At 61.2% G+C, this 15,784-nt stretch carries 13 protein-coding genes and 2 pseudogenes; 13 read left to right on the forward strand and 2 right to left on the reverse strand.

The genetic code is table 11. The features are described from left to right. Window positions 1-37: 37 nt before the first annotated feature. From PQR08_RS36585 to PQR08_RS36610, 6 genes and pseudogenes are all read left to right on the forward strand, one after another. A complete protein-coding gene (locus PQR08_RS36585) occupies window positions 38-367 on the forward strand; it encodes a hypothetical protein (protein ID WP_408164150.1) in 330 nt (109 codons plus the stop codon). Next, window positions 364-1,090, forward strand: a pseudogene (locus PQR08_RS36590) (phosphotransferase family protein); the annotation flags it as partial. The gene PQR08_RS36585 and the pseudogene PQR08_RS36590, both read left to right, overlap by 4 nt. Before the next feature lie 75 nt (window positions 1,091-1,165). Then, window positions 1,166-1,930: an SDR family oxidoreductase gene (locus tag PQR08_RS36595; protein ID WP_408164152.1), complete on the forward strand. Its 765-nt coding sequence runs from the start codon at window positions 1,166-1,168 to the stop codon at window positions 1,928-1,930. A gap of 77 nt (window positions 1,931-2,007) precedes the next feature. Then, the gene (locus PQR08_RS36600) at window positions 2,008-3,240 is read left to right on the forward strand and encodes an acyl-CoA dehydrogenase family protein (RefSeq protein WP_408164154.1); all 1,233 of its coding nucleotides are present in this window, start codon (window positions 2,008-2,010) and stop codon (window positions 3,238-3,240) included. Between the two features lie 1,103 nt (window positions 3,241-4,343). After that, window positions 4,344-5,177: a poly(3-hydroxyalkanoate) depolymerase gene (phaZ, locus tag PQR08_RS36605; protein WP_408164176.1), complete on the forward strand. Its 834-nt coding sequence runs from the start codon at window positions 4,344-4,346 to the stop codon at window positions 5,175-5,177. Window positions 5,178-5,526: 349 nt separating this feature from the next. Further along, window positions 5,527-6,441: a DUF2950 domain-containing protein gene (locus tag PQR08_RS36610; protein ID WP_408164156.1), complete on the forward strand. Its 915-nt coding sequence runs from the start codon at window positions 5,527-5,529 to the stop codon at window positions 6,439-6,441. A 23-nt stretch (window positions 6,442-6,464) separates the two neighbouring features. Here the strand turns inward: PQR08_RS36610 and PQR08_RS36615 are convergent, their stop codons facing one another. Further along, window positions 6,465-7,907: an anion permease gene (locus tag PQR08_RS36615; protein WP_408164158.1), complete on the reverse strand. Its 1,443-nt coding sequence runs from the start codon at window positions 7,905-7,907 to the stop codon at window positions 6,465-6,467. Between the two features lie 106 nt (window positions 7,908-8,013). Between PQR08_RS36615 and PQR08_RS36620 the strand changes: the two genes are divergently transcribed. The 7 genes from PQR08_RS36620 (at window position 8,014) to PQR08_RS36650 (ending at window position 15,724) form a co-directional block, all read left to right on the forward strand. Next, window positions 8,014-8,652, forward strand: a complete 639-nt coding sequence (locus tag PQR08_RS36620) for a 4Fe-4S dicluster domain-containing protein (protein WP_408164160.1) — start codon at window positions 8,014-8,016, stop codon at window positions 8,650-8,652. Between the two features lie 14 nt (window positions 8,653-8,666). Then, window positions 8,667-10,316: an FAD-binding protein gene (locus PQR08_RS36625; RefSeq protein ID WP_408164161.1), complete on the forward strand. Its 1,650-nt coding sequence runs from the start codon at window positions 8,667-8,669 to the stop codon at window positions 10,314-10,316. 24 nt (window positions 10,317-10,340) lie between these two features. Continuing rightward, a complete protein-coding gene (locus tag PQR08_RS36630; protein ID WP_408164163.1) occupies window positions 10,341-11,585 on the forward strand; it encodes a complex I 51 kDa subunit family protein in 1,245 nt (414 codons plus the stop codon). 578 nt (window positions 11,586-12,163) lie between these two features. Then, window positions 12,164-12,844 (forward strand): TetR/AcrR family transcriptional regulator, encoded by a 681-nt coding sequence (locus PQR08_RS36635; RefSeq protein ID WP_408164165.1) that lies wholly within the window; start codon window positions 12,164-12,166, stop codon window positions 12,842-12,844. 810 nt (window positions 12,845-13,654) lie between these two features. Continuing rightward, the gene (locus PQR08_RS36640; RefSeq protein WP_408164167.1) at window positions 13,655-14,590 is read left to right on the forward strand and encodes a LysR family transcriptional regulator; all 936 of its coding nucleotides are present in this window, start codon (window positions 13,655-13,657) and stop codon (window positions 14,588-14,590) included. Window positions 14,591-14,710: 120 nt separating this feature from the next. Beyond that, window positions 14,711-14,983, forward strand: a complete 273-nt coding sequence (locus PQR08_RS36645; RefSeq protein WP_408164169.1) for a hypothetical protein — start codon at window positions 14,711-14,713, stop codon at window positions 14,981-14,983. A gap of 303 nt (window positions 14,984-15,286) precedes the next feature. Continuing rightward, on the forward strand, window positions 15,287-15,724 hold the full coding sequence (locus PQR08_RS36650) for a DUF3300 domain-containing protein (protein ID WP_408164171.1): 438 nt from the start codon (window positions 15,287-15,289) through the stop codon (window positions 15,722-15,724). On the opposite strand, the pseudogene PQR08_RS36655 reads toward PQR08_RS36650, so the two are convergent. Further along, window positions 15,709-15,753, reverse strand: a pseudogene (locus tag PQR08_RS36655) (hypothetical protein); the annotation flags it as partial. The gene PQR08_RS36650 and the pseudogene PQR08_RS36655 overlap by 16 nt on opposite strands. Window positions 15,754-15,784: the final 31 nt, after the last annotated feature.

A 15,784-nucleotide genomic window follows, 5' to 3' on the forward strand; every position in this document is an offset into this window, starting at 1 on the left:
GCATATCGGCCCCTTGACTTTTACAGCATAGTTGCGCGTGAAAACGGTTCAAGTTTGTCAGCGTGACAGCGCGCTTCTGTCGGACGTGCCACCGATCGACAAAGTCGCAGAAATTGTCCGCGGTCCGGGGGTGACGTCCGTTCTCGCGCAGTTGCGTCAGGTCGCGCCAATCTATCAACAAGCTGAGGGTCCAGAAGCCCTTCGGCGGCCGCTAGGCCCGGGACGTGCGGAAACGGTGCAGAGCATCGTCCGGACTTCGACCAAGATTGCTCCGCTGGCGGATTCAATACCCAGCTCGCTCGCGGCCAAACTCAGCAATACGCTCGAGATCTGCCATTCGCAGACGATATGCGAACGGCTGTTGTAATGAGCTTCGAGGAGGGACGCATTTTCCGAAATCCCGCGTTCCCGGAAACCGCGCGCGAGGATCAAGCTGAATACCACGACGCGATCGTGCGCGCCATGGCGACCTTGCACGATGTCGACGTCGACACAGTGGGGCTGTCGGATTACGGCCGGGGCGGCAACTACTTCGAGCGCCAGATCAATCTGTGGACGAGACAGTACCGGGCGTCCGAGACGAGCCGCATCGACACCATGGAGACACTGATCGAGTGGTTGCCGATTCATTGCCCCGCCGACGACGGCACTCGATCGCTCGTGCACGGCGATTTCCAAATCGACAACAACCTGATCTTCGATTCAGAGCAGTGCCGAATCAAGGCAATGCTCGACTGGGAGCTGTCCACACTGGGCAATCCGCTCGCGGATCTCGCCTACTTCTGCATGTGCCTGCGGCTTCCCGCAAATGGGCCCGTCGCGGGGCTTCATGGAATGAACCGGGCCGCGGCTCGGTATCCCGGAAGAGAAGGCCATCGTGGCGCGGTACTGCGAGCTGCGTGCCATTCCTGCGATCTACGGATGGTCCTTTTATCCGGCCGTTAGCTTTTTCCGCCTGGTCGCTATCGCGCAGGGCGTCAAGAAGCGCGCAATCGACGGCAATGCGTCGCATGCCAATGCGGGCGAAGTCGGCGAAATGGTCGAGCAACTGGCGCAGATGGCAGTCAGCGCGCAGGAAGAGCAAAACTGAGCGGCTGCGATGGCAGGCGCGTGCGCCTGGCGTGTCGTGCCGAAACGTGAATCATCTACGGGAGCAGTCAGCAACATGAGCACCAAACTCTTCGATCTGAGCGGAAAAATCGCGCTCGTCACCGGAGCCAGCAGAGGCATTGGCGAAGAAATCGCCCGACTGCTCGCAGAGCAAGGCGCGCACGTGATCGTATCGAGCCGCAAGCTCGAGGATTGTCTGGCCGTCGCCGAAAACATCCGCCGCGACGGCGGCCGCGCCGAAGCGCTGGCGTGCCACGTGGGCCGCATGGAAGACATCGCAAAGACTTTCGACCATATCCGCACGCGTCATGGCCGCCTGGACATCCTCGTCAACAACGCGGCAGCCAATCCTTACTTCGGGCACATCCTCGACACGGATCTGGCGGCATACGACAAGACGGTGGAAGTGAACATTCGCGGATATTTCTTCATGTCCGTGGAAGCCGGTCGGATGATGCGCGAGCAGGGCGGCGGCGCCATCGTCAACACCGCTTCGGTCAATGCGCTGCAGCCGGGCGACATGCAGGGCATCTATTCGATCAGCAAGGCGGCGGTCGTCAACATGACCAAGGCCTTCGCGAAGGAGTGCGGTCCGTTCGGCATTCGCGTGAATGCGCTGCTGCCGGGCCTGACCCGGACGAAGTTCGCCGGCGCGCTCGTCGAAACCAAATCGATCTACGAAGAGTGGATGAAAAAGATTCCGCTTCGCCGTCACGCCGAGCCGCGCGAGCTCGCTGGCGCCGTGTTGTATCTCGTGTCGGATGCCGCGAGCTACACCAACGGAGAATGCCTGGTCGTAGACGGCGGACTGAAAATCTAGTGAAAAGGGGTCGCCGCGATAGCGTCGCCGGGATCGGTGGACGAGTCGGACGCGACTGCCAAAGGAAAGGAGACGCAATGCAATTCGATTACACATCCAAGGTCGGAGAGATGCAGTCGAGGCTGCTCGATTTCTTCGAGACTCAGATCTATCCGAACGAACACAGATATCTGGCCGAGATCCAGGCGAACCGGCAAGAAGGCAACGCGTGGGTTCCGACGCGCATCATCGAGGAGTTGAAGCCGCTCGCGCGCAAGGCGGGACTCTGGAATCTGTTCCTGCCTCGCTCGCAACGTGCGCCGGAAGGTCTTTCGGACCTCGAATACGCGCCGCTCTGCGAAATCATGGGCCGCGTGCCTTGGTCGGCCGAGGTGTTCAATTGCTCGGCACCGGACACAGGCAACATGGAAACGCTCGAGCGCTACGCGAGCGAGGCGCTAAAGGATCGCTGGCTCGAACCGCTGCTGCGCGGCGAGATCCGGTCTGCGTTTCTCATGACGGAGCCGGCGGTCGCGTCGTCGGATGCGACGAACATCGCGTGCCGCATCGAGCGCGACGGTAATCATTACGTCATCAACGGGACCAAGTGGTGGTCTTCGGGCGCGGGAGACCCGCGTTGCAAGGTCTACATCGTGATGGGCAAGACCGGTCCGGACGCTGAGCGTCATCAACAACAGTCGATGATCCTCGTCCCGGCCGAAGCGCCCGGGATCACGGTCAAGCGCTTTCTGCCTGTCTTCGGTTATGACGATGCGCCACACGGCCACATGGAAATCGAGCTAAAGAATGTGCGCGTACCTGCAGCCAATATGTTGCTCGGCGAGGGCCGCGGCTTCGAAATCGCTCAGGGCCGCCTCGGACCGGGCCGCATTCACCACTGCATGCGCAGCATCGGTGCAGCGGAACGCGCGCTCGAGTTGATGTGCAAACGCAGTCTCAGCCGCGTGGCCTTCGGCAAACCACTGGCCGAGCAAGGCGTGACGCAGGAACGCATCGCCGAAGCGCGCTGTGAAATCGAAATGGCGCGTCTCATGACCCTGAAAGCCGCGTGGCTCATGGACACGGTTGGCAACAAGGCGGCGAGAGCCGAAATCGCGATGATCAAGGTCATCGCGCCCAACGTGGCGCTAAAGGTGCTCGACTGGGCGATTCAGTTGCATGGCGCCGCCGGTGTATCGGACGATCTTCCGCTGGCCTACGCATGGGCGAATCAGCGCACCTTGCGGCTCGCGGATGGTCCGGATGAAGTGCACCGGAATGCGATTGCCAGGCTCGAGCTGCAGCGTCATCGTCAATCGGACGGCGTTTGATTCGAGCGAGCCGGCTCCGCCACTCCTGAAGGTTCAATACGTCAACCGGCGAGGCGCTGGAAGAATGCGGCAGTTTGTGTGGGAGGTGTGGCGCCGCTAAGGGCTAACCCGCGTTTGATTCCCGCGGTGGGCTAGCCTCTGCCTCCCGGAAAGAGTCATAGTGTCTTAACGCGTCCGGTCAAACGCCTCCATGCCGACGCTTCAGTCCGGCGCGCTATTACTCTTGATCCCCTGGAAATGGAGAACCGACCCGGAAACGAGGTCCTTCACCGTCTGCCGATACCAGCGCTTCTCCGGCTTGCGCGAGATTGGCAGTGCGTGCTCCGATATGGACCGCTATCCCGCCAAGATCGTCGCCCATCACTTACAGCGGCGCGACTTTGGGCGGTGCCACACCCGGCCATTTCCCCGCACGAGGAATTGGGAATGAACGCCTCCCGCCCCTAGGACCCACGAAAGACGGCAGTCGTGGGCCGCAAGGAGCGGTCAGTACTGGGCGCCCTGCCAGGCAACGTGGATATCAGCGCCAAGCAGATGCGCAGCGCCATGTAACGGCGGCGGTAGGACGTTTGATCCTTGCTACGACACCTCCGGAAAAGGCGCAGGCGCAGTCCTCGATGCCCCTCCGCGTACAAGTGCACGCGCAAGCCAAGCGCTCATCCGCTCGCAGCAATTTAATTCGCCTTGAGTGTTGACACCCTTGTCGTACTCGAGCGATCTGCCCCTTATGCCGCCCCTCCCGCCACGAGAGGGTTGTGACAAACGAGCCGACATTAGAATCGTTCTGGCAGACGCATCATTTGGCGTCGCCGGTGAAGGCCTTTCTCTCGATCGCACGGCCTCAGGTGCGAGGGTCCGGCTGATTGCGACATCATCGATTGCGCGACACATTGCGTGTTGAGTCCGCAGTGCATGACGCTAATGAAGCCGACGGCATCAGCGCCGAAGCGGCTAAACCGATGAACTGTGTTTCTCACAAGCCGACGGACCGCGCAGTCGACGAGAAGGTCGAGGATTTTCAGAACAGAAACAGTGGCTTGTCGGAATCTCTGGGATGCCAGCCCCATCGTGCAGCGTTCCGCATACTTTTATTTGGATATCCAATGCAACCCGTTTCTAAACCTGTGCGTGCCATGGAGATCCAGTGGGTCGACCTCGATGGTCAACTGCTTCGCGTCGGCATTCGGCGCGGCAGCGCTGCTGCGCCGCCGCTCGTCATCTTCAACGGTATCGGTGCCAATCTCGAACTGCTTGAACCGTTCGTCGAGGCGCTCGAGGACGTAGAAGTCGTTATCTTTGATATTCCGGGCGTGGGTGGGTCTCCCGCGCCGCGCGCGCCATATCGCTTCTCGAAATTGTCGGTACTGACCGATAAGCTGCTTTCAAAGCTCGGTTATGACGGACCGGTCGACGTGCTCGGCGTGTCCTGGGGAGGCGCGCTTGCGCAGCAGTTCGCGCTTCGATATCCAACGCGTTGCCGGAGGCTTGTGCTCGTCGCCACGACACCTGGCGTCATCATGGTGCCGGCTCGGCTTTCAGTCCTTTTCAAGATGATCGGGCCGCGCCGGTACCGAGACCCCGCTTTTCTACAGGAGGTCGGCGCCGACATCTATGGCGGCATGTACCGACGTAATCCCGAATTGCTGAAGGAGCACACGCACCACATCCGGCCGCCCGCCGGCCGCGGATACGTGTACCAGTTGCTGGCATTGTGCGGCTGGAGCAGCCTGCCTTGGCTCGGTCGGCTACGCCAGCCTACACTCGTCATGCACGGCGACGACGATCCTATCGTCCCGCTTGTCAATGCGCGGGTTCTCGCGGCCCGTATTCGCCACTCGACGCTTCATGTCATTGAGGACGGCCATCTATTCCTAGTCACACAAACGAGCAGAGTGGCTCACGTGGTGCGAGACTTCCTACAACGGGAGGCCTGTTGAGCGATTGGTCTCGCAGCGCAGCCTTCGGGACGCTCTCAGCGAGTCGGGGGGTAGCATCCATTCGATCCGCGCGGGTTTGCGCGTCGACTAGTTTGAATGCGCGCGCGCCGTCCGCCGCACAGACGCCACGGGGCTAGGGCAGCGTCCCTCAGGGACGTCGGTGGCGACGCCTTCAGCGGTTACGGGTCCCCTCAGGGCGCGCGGGCGGACAGCGCGCGCGGCGCAGCGAGCCGACAGTCGACGTCGGGCGGGCAGGGCGGCCGCAATTTCCAGGGAGGCGGCTTTTCCGGCGGAGGTCGCGGTGGGTTCAGCGGAGGCGGCCGCGTGGGCCGTCGATAGGAGACGTTTCATGAGCATATCGTCTCGTCGACTCGTTGCATGCTCAGTGAGCGCGATGCTCATCGTTTCGCTGCGGGTTCTTGCCGCCGATCAGCAGCAGACCTTCGCCACGCCGGACGAAGCTGTCAGCGCGCTAGAACAGGCGCTCAGGTCGAACAACGATGGCGCGCTTATCGCGATCTTCGGCAATGCGCACAAGGAACTCGTCGTGACCCCGGACGAAACCGAAAATCGCGAACTGCGCGCCAATGCGCTAGCCGAGTTCAATGCGTATCACATGCTGGAGGAAACGTCACGGGACCGACGCGTCCTGCGCATCGGCGACGAAGCGTGGCCAATGCCGATTCCGCTCGTGCGCGAGCAAGGCGCGTGGCGTTTTGCGACCGAAGAAGGTGAGCAGGAAGTGCTGGACAGACGCATCGGCGCGAACGAACGCGAGGCGATCAAGGCGATGCGCGCGTATATCGATGCACAACGCGAATACGCGATGCGCGATCGCGTGGGCGACGGCGTGCTGCAGTACGCACGCAGGCTCGGCAGCACGACGGGCAAGCGCGACGGGCTCTACTGGCCGGCGGACGAATCGAAGGGCGAAGAGCCGAGCCCGTTCGGTCCGCTGATTGCGGCGAGCGCGAATTATTTCAAGGATCGAAATCCGGGCGACCCTTATCACGGATATTGCTTTCGCATTCTAACGCGACAGGGGAAGTACGCGCCGGGCGGCGCTTTCAGCTACATCATCAACGGGCGCATGCTTGCGGGTTTTGCGATGGCAGCCTACCCCGCGCAGTATGGCGCCAGCGGAGTGATGACTTTCATTGTCAACAACAACGGCGTCGTGTATCAGAAGAATCGGGGCGCGTCGGCTAAGCCGCTGACCGAGTTCGATCCTGACGCATCCTGGACCCCGGTGCAGGCACCTTGATCGCCGAGCTTTGTGGCAATGCTTCAAAGAAGAATGGGTACGCTGATCAAAAGGAACACGACAATGAACAGGACCCCGAAAATCGCACCCAGCCTCCAGTAATCGCCGGCGGGTAGATAGCCGCTGCCGAAATAGACGGGACTCGGCCCGGTGCCATAAGGCGTAAGAATGCCCATGATGCCGAGCGTCAGGGCGAGCATCAGCGCGAACGCCTCCATTTGCATGCCGGGGATGGTCGAGCCTACCGTCAGCATGACCGGGAGCATCGCCGTCGTATGGGCGGTGACGCTCGCAAACATGTAGTGCGTGAAAAAGAAGATCAGTATGAGAACTACCGCCGCCATGGTCGGCGCGACCCCGCTCATGTGTGCCGCCATCATGGAGGCGAACCACTTCACGAAGCCCGTTCTGCTGAGCCCGTCGGCTAGAGCGACCAGCGTGGCGAACCACGTGAACGTGTTCCAGGCCTGCTTGTTTGCAAGCATGTCGTCCCACGTCACGACCCTCGTGACCAGCATGAGCGCAATCACCATGAGTGCCGCAGTCGTGGGATTGACGAACTTCTCGCCGAAGATCCAGAGCCCGAGCGCTATGAGCACGAGTACGCCAAGCGTCAGTTCGCGACGCGAGAGCGGCCCCATCTGTTTCAACTGCTGTGCGGCCCACGCTGGCACTTCGCTGCCCTGCTTGACTTCGGGCGGATAGAGCACGTAGGTGAGCAGCGGCACCGCTAGCAGCAGGATGATGCCCGCCGGCGCAATCGCCAGGAACCACTTCGTCCAGCCCAGGTCGACGTGGACTGTCTTTCGGATAAGCTCGGCGGCCAGCAGGTTGGGGGCCAGCGCGGTCAGAAACATCGAGCTCGTCACACAGGTCGTGGCGATGGCCGTCCACATGATGTACGAACCCACCCGCCGCGCCGAGGGATCATTCGGCTTCGAATCGTAAAGAGGCGGCAGATTGCGTATCACCGGGAAGATGGTCCCGCCGCTGCGTGCCGTATTGGAGGGCGTGAACGGAGCGAGCAGCGCGTCCGCGATCATCACCGCATAGCCGAGCGTGAGCGTCCTGCCGCCCATCGCCTTCACGAGCATGAGCGCGATGCGGCGGCCGAGACCCGTCTTCTCGTAGCCGAGCGCGAACATGAAGGCGCCGAAGATCAGCCACACCGTGCCATTCGAGAAACCGGAGAGCGCCCAGCTGAGACTCGCCGTCGCCACATTGAATCCCGGCTTCGCCAGCTGCTCCGGACTAAAGAACACCCACTCGCAGAATACCGACACGAGCGTCACGGCGATAAGCCCGATGGCCGCGCCCGGGATCGGCTCCAGCATCAGCCCGACGATCACGCCCGCGAAGATCGCGAAGTAATACCATGCGTGCTGGGCGAGTCCCTCGGGGGCGGGGATGAACGCAATCACAACCACCACGACGAGAGGCGCAAGGGCCTTCCAGACCGTCTTCATGCGTCCTCCGCTTGGAAATGATCAGCCGTGTGCTAAGGTTTATATGTCGATTCTTCCGAATTCGCCAGTGCGGGGGCCGTGCCGCACAAGAACCGAGTGCGAAAAGATGGTTTGCCTGAGCATTGAAGGGCGTGAGGTCGAAGCCCCTGCGAACTGCTCGATTCTGCAGGCCATCGTGCATGCGGGACAGACGCTCGTCGAGGGCGTCGGCTGCATGGGACAGGGCGTTTGCGGCTCATGCCGCGTGATAGTCCGCCGCAGCGGCCAGCAAGAGGTGACGACCGCGCTCGCCTGCGAAACCCTGGTTGAAGACGGCATGCAGGTCGCCTTCCTCGACTATTTCGCCATCACGTCACGCCATGTTTATCGGATGGAGGATATCGGTGACAGCTGGGAGGCGCTGCATACGATCGCCGAAGTTTTTCCCGAAGCATCGCATTGCCGTCACTGCAATGGCTGTGATCGCGCCTGTCCGAAGAGCCTCGACGTCCAGCGCGGCGTGAACCTCGCCGTCGAGGGACAACTAGCCGCATCTGCCCAGGTCTTCGATGAATGCGTCATGTGCAATCTGTGCACGCTCGCTTGTCCCGAGCATATTCAGCCCAACCATCTCGGCCTGTTCGTGCGTCGGATGATATCGGCGCTGTCGTTGAGGCCGGCTAACCTCATGCTGCGGCTGCAGCAGATAGAGAGAGGCGAGATGGAGATCGATTTCGACGCGCCGGGCGCGCAGCCGCCGCGCTGACTGGTCGAACGATTATGGCTGCCGGTATACCCTATCAAGACGCGCGCCAGCGTTATCGCCCCGGTGCGACGCCGCCTGCGCGCAAGGACGACACGCCAATCGACGCGCTTCTCAAGGCCTATCACCCCGACCATGGGGCCCACGCACGGGTTGCACTGAGCGTCGGGGTGAATCGCGGAGCGCCGTGTCAGCCCGATCTCGCCGGCTATCTTCAAGCCAATGCGCTGATCGACGATGTCGACCTCGCCGGCGCACAACTGGCTTCCACCGACGTGCTGGTAGTGGGCGGCGGCGGCGGTGGATGTGCCGCCGCACTTACCGCCGCGAGACAGGGCGCGCGCGTGATTCTCGCCACGAAGCTACGTTTGGGCGACAGTAACACTGTCATGGCCGAAGGCGGCATTCAGGCCGCAGTCGGCGATGACGACAGCCCACAGTTGCACTTCGAGGACACGTTACGCGCCGGGCATTTTTGCGGCGATCCTGAACTCGTCGCCCAGATGGTAATGGACGGCCCCGACGTAATTCGCTGGCTGATCCGTCTTGGCATGACGTTCGACCAGGAGGAGGATCGGCCCATCGGCGGCAACCTGCTGCGCAGGAAGCCCGGCGGCGCTTCGGCGGCGCGTATCCTTTCCTATCGTGACTACACCGGGCTGGAGATGATGCGCGTGCTGCGCGAGGCCGTGGAGCTCGAGCCAAGCATCGAAGTGTGGAACCGCTGTCCAGTCGTCGAGCTGCTGTCCGACGAGCGCGGGCGTTGCGCCGGCGCGGTGATCTACAACCTTGAATGGCGCACCTTCTTGCTGGTGCGCGCGCATGCCGTGATCCTCGCCACTGGTGGCGCGGGCCGCCTGCATCTCAACGCTTTTCCGACGTCCAATCATTATGGCGCCACCGCCGACGGGCTCGTGCTGGCGTATCGTCTAGGCGCGCATCTGCGCGAGCTCGACTCGTTCCAGTATCACCCCACTGGCATCGCGTATCCGCCGCATCTCGCGGGCGGGCTCATCTCGGAAGCGGCGCGTTCGGCGGGCGCCAAGCTCATCAACGGCGAGGGCGAGCGCTTCGTCGACGAACTGAAGCCGCGCGATGTCGTCGCATCGGCGATCCTGCGCGAATGCGATGAAGGGCGCGGAATTGTGCGCGATGGTCAGGTCGGCGTGCTCCTCGATACGCCGACGCTCGAACTGGAGAACCCCGGCATTCTGGAGAAGCGGCTCGTGACGTTGCGCCATCTCGCGCACAAGTGCGGGCACGATGCAGCCGCAGAGCCGTTCCTCGTTTATCCAACGCTGCATTACCAGAATGGTGGCGTCGCCATTGACAAGGACGGCGTGACGAGCGTGCCCGGCCTCTATTGCGTCGGTGAGATAACCGGCGGCATACACGGACGCAACCGTCTAATGGGCAACGCGCTGCTCGACATCCTGAGCATGGGGCGCCGCGCCGGGGCGAAGTCGGCGCAATTGCCTGGACGCTTCGAAGCGAGCCGCGCCGGCATCGCTCATGTCCATGCGTGGCAGCGCGAGTTGACGCTGGCGGGATTGCCCCTGGATGTGAAGGCGCCGCAGCTTTTTCCCGGCTACGCCCACTTCGATCTGCGAGCCGACGCCGGCTTGCGCGCGAACGCGCGCGGAGGCGGGCCCGAAGGCATCCGGTGATGAGATCCACGGAGCGCGACGACGATGGACAAGCTGAATCAGGTTCTTCTGAGGGACGATTTCCGCGTCGGCGCGGACCTCGATGCCTGGCTCGCGCGTGAGGGCGGCGCGGGGCTCGCCAGGGCTTTGAAGGATCCGGACGCGATCATCGCAGAGATCGCCGCGGCGGATTTGCGCGGGATGGGAGGCGCCGGGTTTGCGACGCATCGCAAATGGACGCCGGTTGCCGCCGCGGCCGACGGCAACAAATACATCATCTGCAATGGAAACGAAGACGAGCCCGGCACCTTCAAGGACCGCGTCCTTCTGGAGCACACGCCGCATCAGGTGATCGAGGGCGCGTTGATCGCCGCGGTGGCGACCCGCGCGAATCACGTCGTTCTCTACGTCAATCCGCATCAGGAAGGCGCACTTGCGGCGACTCGCGAGGCGGTACCTCAGTGGCAGACGCACGCGCTCTTTGCAGCGATCGAGCAAACAGTTGGCGGCGCTGTTTCGCTTGGCGTCGTGCCCAGCTCGGGGCTTTACATCGGCGGAGAGGAAACGGCCGTGATTGCGAGCGTGCAGGGCGGGTTTCCGTTTCCGCGCCGCAAGCCGCCATTCCCGGCCGAGGAAGGCGTGCATGGCGCGCCGACCGTCGTGAACAACGCCGAGACGCTTGCTCATGTGCCGGGGATTATGCGGCACGGTGCGCAGTGGTACCGGGATCTCGGCATCGGAGATGCGGCCGGAACGAAGCTCTACTCGCTCTCGGGTGACGTGCTGCATCCGGGCCTTTACGAACTGCCGATGGGCACGAGCCTCCAGTCCCTCGTCTTCGATCTTGGCGGCGGCATGTTGCAGGGCAAGCAGTTCAAGGCGGTCTTCACAGGCGGTCCCTCCAATACCTTGCTGACGAAGCGCGACCTCGACGTCGCACTGGACTTCGACTCGCTACGAGAGCGGCGTTCACGTCTCGGGACCGGCGCGATGATCGTCGTGTCGGAGGGGACGAGCATCGTGCGCAAGGTCGCCGAGTACGTGAGCTTCTTCGCTCAAGGCTCATGCGGCCAGTGTCCGCCGTGCAAGGGCGGCACTTTCCAGTTGATGCAGTTGCTTAACCGAATCGACACGGGCCGTGGCGTGCGAGCCGACATGGACGCTCTCGAAAACCTGTGCCGCATCCTTCCCGGCAGCGGACGCTGCGGACTTATCGACGGGGCGGTGACGGTGGTGGAGAGTTCTGTCAACCAGTTCCGTGACGAGTACGAGGCGTTGCTGATGGATTAAGAACGTCGCTCGTGTGGCGAGTGCGGCAATCATCGACGACATCATCGGCATATCACATACGCAGTTTGCGGCAAGAAGGCGACGCGCTCGGTGCACGGCCGCGACAACGTCGAATGAGAAGCGGCGAACAGTGAATGAGAGGCGACCAAGTCACGATTCGCACCTATACTATATGTACGTAGCGAAAGCCGGTGTCTTGAAGGTCTGCTATACGCGATGGCATTACTTAGCAATTGGTTGCCTGAAAAGCGAACGCCCGCACGCTGCTGCCGAAAAAATTAAAGCGCTACGGCACATATACGAGTGACACGAACATCGCGCGCTGGCGTCCAGCTTCGGGTCCGGGCCAACAGTTCCGCCCTTGCCGTCGATCACAACTCGGATAGAACTCTCGATAAAGCCGACAAATAAACTCTAAATTCGCGTCGTAACAAAACCGGCAGGGAAGGCAAAAGCGGCTACGGACCTGCTCCCCGTCGGGTCGGATGCAGCGATGCAAGAGGCGAGACCCAGCCGCTCCGGACGGGTAAGTGCACCTATCAATTCACTGTCGCACGCCAAAGCGGGGTTACCGCACCATGAGCGAACATCGAGTTAAGCGTGATCCCGAAGGAACTCGGCACCGAATTCTCGAAGCGGCGATCTCCCAGTTCACGAAAATGGGCCTGGCCGGTGCGCGGGTCGATGCGATTGCAACGGCGGCGAGGACGAACGAGCGCATGCTCTATTACTACTTCGAGAGCAAGGAAGGGTTGTACGTCGCAGTCCTCGAAGCCATGTATGCAAAGTTTGCAGCGCTAGAGGGAGGTCTCGACTTATCGGGTCTCCAACCGGCGGAGGCAATACGTCAGCTCGCAACATCTATCTGGGCATACCTGCGAGAGAATCCTCAATGGCTCTGTCTGATCAACAACGAAAATCTGCACGCCGGGCGGTATCTCGAACGTTCGAGCAGACTGCGCGAAACGATCTCTCCGGTGATCGATCTTCTGCGGGTCACCTTGGAGCGCGGCGCCGCAGCAGGGGAGTTCCGTCAAGGGATCGATCCACTAGACTTTTACGTGACACTGATTAGCATGGGCTACTACATTGTGTCCAACCGCTTCACAATCGAGGCGTTCGCGGGCCGAAGCTACGCGGAGAAAAGGCATCAAGAGTCGATTGCCGCCATGCATATCGACATGTTGCTCTCCTATTTACGCCAAGTTTCTTCTTCAGTGAACTCTCGCCACGACGCTGCCGAACGAGATGTTGCGTGAGTGCGCCAACGGTGCGCACGCAACCGCGCGCTTGACGGTGGGCCATCGAGCAGTCGAATAATGGTCTGTGCCCGGCCGGTCGACGTTCATCCGCCGGTCTCGGTAGTCACATCGGCTTTTCGGCTGCACTGCCTGCCTGATAGACAGACGAGACCTACAAAGCCTCCTGTCAGTCGGCTTCGCGGTCGCCACCGCGCCTGAAACGGTCAGCGTAGACGTAACAAGCGAGCGCCGAGCGACCTGGACAGAGTTTCCAGTTTGAGCGGACTTTCAATTCCCTGGACACGGCTGCACTCTCGAAGAGAAGCACAGGTATCGAATATGGCGGGAACGGGCCAGATTGGTACCCACGAGGGTCCTCAGGCTAATCGCGTCGAGGGTAAAGACAGATTGCGCGAAAGCATTGAGAATCGCGACGACGTATGGCATTTCTTCAAATCCACAACTTGGCGCGAACCATGAACACGAGAAGAGCATGACATTCTCGGTTCGGCACGGATTCTAAAAGTCGGAGCCGTTGGCGTTCTCTGCTTTGTCGTTCTTTCGTGCCGACCTGAAGTACGTAGCATCTGTCTCTTAAGCGTTCGGTGCGTTGAGGCGCGGGCTCTTCAGTCTGCCGGCATGACCGGCAATTTCTTCACTTCTCCGACGCGTGCGGCCGCCGAATTGCGGAAAACCCTGATGGCAACGGTGTCGCGACAGATTATTGAAGTCAATAGAGCGCGATGAACTGACAGATAGCGCGAGCTACTGCGCTCAGTGCACGGCCGTGATATCGCAGACACTTTGCCTTGGCGCAAGGGGAAGGAAATGGACCAAGTCCAGGCAATGCGTATCTTTGTGCGTGTGGCGGAAATGGCGAGCTTTCGGGCCGCGGCCCGCGACTTCCACGTTTCCAATGCGTTGGTGAGCCGCGCGATCGCCCTCCTTGAACGGAATCTGGAAACGAGGCTGATCATTCGTACCAGCCGCGCGGTATCGCTAACTGAAACGGGCGCGCGTTACCTTGAAGGATGCCGTCCACTTCTGGAAGAGCTAGACCATCTGGCGACGGCCGTCACACGGGCGACGGCTGAGCGGAGCGGCACTTTGCGCGTTGCCGCGTCGAGTTCACTTTCACCGCACTCGCTGACCGCACTTGTCGACGAGTTTTGCAAGCGGTATCCGGATGTGGAGATACGGCTGACGCTCATCGAGCGCCGTGGGGACGCGGCCAAAGATACCTTTGACGTTGGCATCCTTGCCGGACTCGGGAACAGCATGACGCTTATCGAACGGCCCGTCGGTACGCTTACGCTTGTTCCAGTAGCCACGTCCGCTCTTGTTTCCGAATCTGGGCTACCTTCGACACCGACCGATCTGGAAGGCCTCCCGTTGATTGCCTTGCTTGCTGAGGGTTGCGATCAGATATTGCGTTTAAGGCATGACAGCGGGACCACAGATGAGGTGGTGCTCAAGCCGGTGTTCTCCGTCAACAACGGGCCGATGGTCCGCCTTGCGACGCTTCGCGGCATGGGGTTCTCAATCCTGCCTAGAGTCATCGTGCAAGAAGACCTTGACAAAGGCACACTGGTTCGCCTATTGCCTGAGTATTCGCTTGAGAGTCCCAACAGCAGGTGTCAATCGTCTATCCCGCGCGCCAGAATCTGCCCAAGAAGACGCGCGCGTTCGTTGATTACGCGTCGGATCGTCTGCGCAGGGAGTTGGCGGCGGCAACGGAACATCCCGAGGTTGTGGGTCGCATGACCACGCAGGATCTCGCCTCGGTGCTGCGCACATGCGAGACTTCGGTGCACGCGTTATAGGGCCGAGCATCAAGAAGAATTTTATTCTTTCTCGATTACATTCGAACCAAAGGAGGCGATCGTGAATCGTCTTGACACAACTGCCGTCGTGCTATCACTCTTTCTCGTGTCAAGCGCGTACTCGCAGACTGTGGCGCAGGCCGATCAGGGAGCGGGTTCCGCCGCGCATAGCGATGAGATCGTCAAGATGCGAATGCAAATTGCGGCGGCGAACAAGAAGTATAACCAGCAGGTCGCCGCAGCGAAGAAAGTCTTCGACCATAAGAAAGCAGAAGCCGCGAAGGAACGCGATGCCGCGGTTGCGGCGGCACATAATGGGGCGAGCGAACAGTAACTGATCAGTGCACAACGGGATGTGATCGCTACATCTCGGAAGTGGACGGCTCGACATGGCACCAACCGGTGTGCACTGGCGGGCTCCAAAAAACGCGCAGCACATCCACTGTCGGCGGTACTCGACATGCGTGACTCCTCTAACCTGGTTCTAATCGCGCTAGCGCTGTACGTAGGGGGATGTGCGTCTCCGGCGCCTCCCGCGCCAAGCGATGCGCAAACCGTTGCCCAGGCGCCCGTAGCGAATGCCGCGCCAACCGCCGCTGCGCCGGGGCCCACGGTAAGCGGCGCACCGACCATCGCAATGAATTCGGCGTCCCTGGACCAACTCGTCGGTCCAATTGCACTTTATCCGGACGACCTGATCGCGATCATTCTCCCAGCGTCGACTTACCCGGTTGAAGTGGTGCAGGCCGATCGCTTTCTAGAACGCCGAAAGACCGAGAAGAACCTTCAGGTTAACGAGTCCTGGCAGGACCCCGTAAAAGCGCTTCTGAACTATCCCGAGGTGGTGAAGAAGATGAGCGTTGATCTCGACTGGACGGTCGCGCTCGGCGAGGCAGTCGTGGCCGATCAAAGCGCGGTGCTGGAGGCCGTGCAGCGGTTTCGGCGTCAGACCCAATCCGCTGGAAATCTCAAAACGGATGATAAGCAAGGCTTCGCCGTCACGATATCGACGATGCCGCCCACCGCGTTGCGCCCGTACAGCGTGCCTTGCGGACCGCGCAGCACGGAAATGTGATCGAGATCGTAGAGCGTGCCGCTCAGCACATACGGCCGATTGTTCGAGCTTCCGTCCGTC

It is taken from the genome of Caballeronia jiangsuensis, assembly GCF_046030135.1.
GTDB lineage: Bacteria > Pseudomonadota > Gammaproteobacteria > Burkholderiales > Burkholderiaceae > Caballeronia > Caballeronia jiangsuensis.